The 2,847-nt window shown below is 34.7% G+C and carries 1 protein-coding gene; it reads left to right on the top strand.

The window, feature by feature from the left end; genetic code table 11:
* Positions 1-195 precede the first annotated feature (195 nt).
* Positions 196-2,697: a hypothetical protein gene (locus tag J7438_RS24990; protein WP_209278763.1), complete on the top strand. Its 2,502-nt coding sequence runs from the start codon at positions 196-198 to the stop codon at positions 2,695-2,697.
* Positions 2,698-2,847: the final 150 nt, after the last annotated feature.

Genomic DNA, 2,847 nt, shown 5'->3' with positions numbered 1-2,847 from the left:
AACGGGGAAATGATTAAGTTTTGATCAAAAAAGGAGGCGACTGGCATGAGCGGCCTGTTTTGTTTTCAAAAAAATTTTGTCAGTGCCTGTTGAGTCGGATTATTCATGGGTTTTCTGACAGGCACTATATACAATCTCAGATCAACACAAATCAATTAACTTATTAAAAAAGATATGACAGATAATTTTTCTCAAATGGAATCCCTCATTTCTATATTGAAGGATAGAGACCTTAATGAAGCTGAAACAAGACACAAAATCATTGATTTTGTGATTCATGACTTTTTATCATGGCCAAGAAATCGAGTCAGTGTAGAAGAATATATTAACCCTGGTTTTGCAGACTATATTTTAAAAAAAGCCAACGAGGAGGATTTGCTATTTATTGAGGCAAAAAAAGAAGGGATTTATTTTGAATTACCTATACCACATAACAGTAAAGAGACTTCTTGTTATATACCGATTAAAAAGCTTATAAGCGATAATAATATTAAAGAAACAATGGCTCAGGTTCGTCAGTATTGCTTTGATACTGGTTGTGAATATGCATGCATAACTAATGGTCATGAGTGGATTTTCTTTAAAACCTTTGAAAAAGGAAAGCGTTGGGAAAACCTACAAGCTTTTGTTATAAGAAAGCTAGAGTTTTTCTTAGCTGAATATACGAAAGCAGTAAACTCTCTTTCATTTATTGCCATAACAGAAAATTCTTCATTACCAAATCTTCTGACGACTTCCTTACCAAAAGATCGAGGTATATTTTATCCAAAAGAAAAAATTCTTACATATGAGCATAAAGTAAATGCCAATCGATTAGCTGGTAAGTTAAGACCTATAGTACAACACTACTTCGGAGTGATAGGTGACGATGACACAGATTTCATGGACAAGTGTTATGTTTCTCAAAGAGAGTATCAAAGCACATCAGATGGAATGCATAGTGTAATACAGGATTCATTAACACCTTATTTTGAAGATTTTGGTGTACAGCAATTAGAAGATACAGGAAAGGGTGGAAGGCTTGGAGGTAAGCTAACAAAAAACCTGAAAAAAAATAGAAAAGGGGAAGTATTAATTCTATTTGGTGGTAAGGGTTCTGGAAAATCCACCTTTATTAAAAGGCTTCTACATCACAACCCTCCTCGCTGGTTAAGAGAACATTCGGTAATATCAATTGTTGACCTTCTTAAAGTTCCAGAAGAAAAAGATGTCATAAGAAACAAAATATGGTCATCGCTTGTAGAGCAACTTGATGATGGCAACCTATTACAGCAAGAAAGAAATGTCATTACCGAAACAATATTTAAAGATAAGTTTGAAATAGCAATAAAACAAAACTTGTCTGGCTTACAGAAAAAGTCAGAGGCTTACAATATTGAGCTCAACCGCCTTGTTACAGAGTGGGCATCAGATAAGATTTACTGCGCTAAAAGACTTGTTGAATATTGGAATGAAAGAAATAAAGGTGTAATAGTTGTTGTTGACAATACCGATCAATTTTCTTCAGAAATGCAAGATTTTTGTTTTACATCTGCCCAAGAGATATCAAATGAACTAAGTTGTGTCACTTTGATTTCTATGCGTGAAGAAAGATTTCACAACTCAAAGATACATGGCCTACTCGATGCTTTCCAAAACTCTGGCTTTCATATAAGTGCGCCTAAGCCATCAGTTGTATTTCAAAAAAGGTTAACTTACACAGTAAATTTATTAGAAAATGAATCTAATCGTGATGATTTTTCAAATGATTTAGATGAAAGTTTTGTTAAAGATGCAAAGATATATTTAAATATATTGAAAAGAGAGTTTAATAGAGATAACTCTCCACTTAACAAATTTCTAACAGCGTGTGCACATGGAGATATACGCCTTGCTTTGGACTTGTTTAGGAGCTTTATATTATCAGGCTATACAAATGTGGATGAAATGATAAGTGCTGGTACCTGGAACTTCCAAATACACCAAGTTCTGAAGCCAGTAATGACTCCTGATAGGTATTTCTATGATGAAACACTGAGCGCAATTCCAAATATATTTCAACTACGTTCTAAGCGACATTCATCACATTTCACCTCACTAAGAATTTTAAGAAAAATTTCAAAGGGTGTAGATATCAGAAGCCCATCATATTACGACACTGTTGGTCTAAAGGCGTATTTCTCAGAAACCTTCAACATGAAGGATGACTTTGAAGAAAATATGAATACTTTATTAAAGCATGGCTTTATCGAGGCAAATAATCGACTAGATCAATTTTCTAGTGAAGTAGACCAAGTTAAAATAACCAACTACGGTCTCTATATGATCCAAGATTTGGCATATTTCTTCACGTATCTTGATTTAATATGCACAGACTGTGGCATTTTTAGTCAGAAGTTAAGCAATTATCTCACCGAAGCTGCAAGAAAAGAATATAGAATGTTTTCTCATGGTGAGAGATTCGATAGAGTTAATGTTCGTCTAGAAAGGGTAGAAGAGTTCCTTAACTACCTTACTGATGAAGAGCTGAGAGAAAGAGAACTTTACTCACTAGATATGCCAGAAACTGAAATGTTTACTTCAAAAGCAAAGGAAAGCTATTACAGTGATAAATCAAGAGTTCTTGTAAGTGCCAAAAAATATCAATATAAGAAGGCATCACCAACAAGGCAGAATGGTGATAAACGGGGCAGGAGCCTAACAAAAAAATCCAGGTGACGCCTACGGCGCACCTGATTTAGGCGTTAGCCGTACAGCCAAGCATGGCAGCACTTGGCGAGAAATTACTTACATTCAGGTGACTTAACCTGTGTTACTGTAGGGTGAGTAAAATTTTCAGCAGTAGATTTTAATGAATATCAAAATACT

This window comes from Thalassotalea sp. G20_0 (assembly GCF_017744175.1).
In the GTDB taxonomy this organism is placed as follows: domain Bacteria; phylum Pseudomonadota; class Gammaproteobacteria; order Pseudomonadales; family Endozoicomonadaceae; genus Endozoicomonas.
This window is presented reverse-complemented; position numbering and strand designations above follow the sequence as displayed.

Excerpts from the sequence above, each read along its gene's own strand:
- J7438_RS24990 (WP_209278763.1), top strand. The coding sequence starts at position 196 with ATGGAATCCCTCATTTCTATATTGAAGGATAGAGACCTTAATGAAGCT.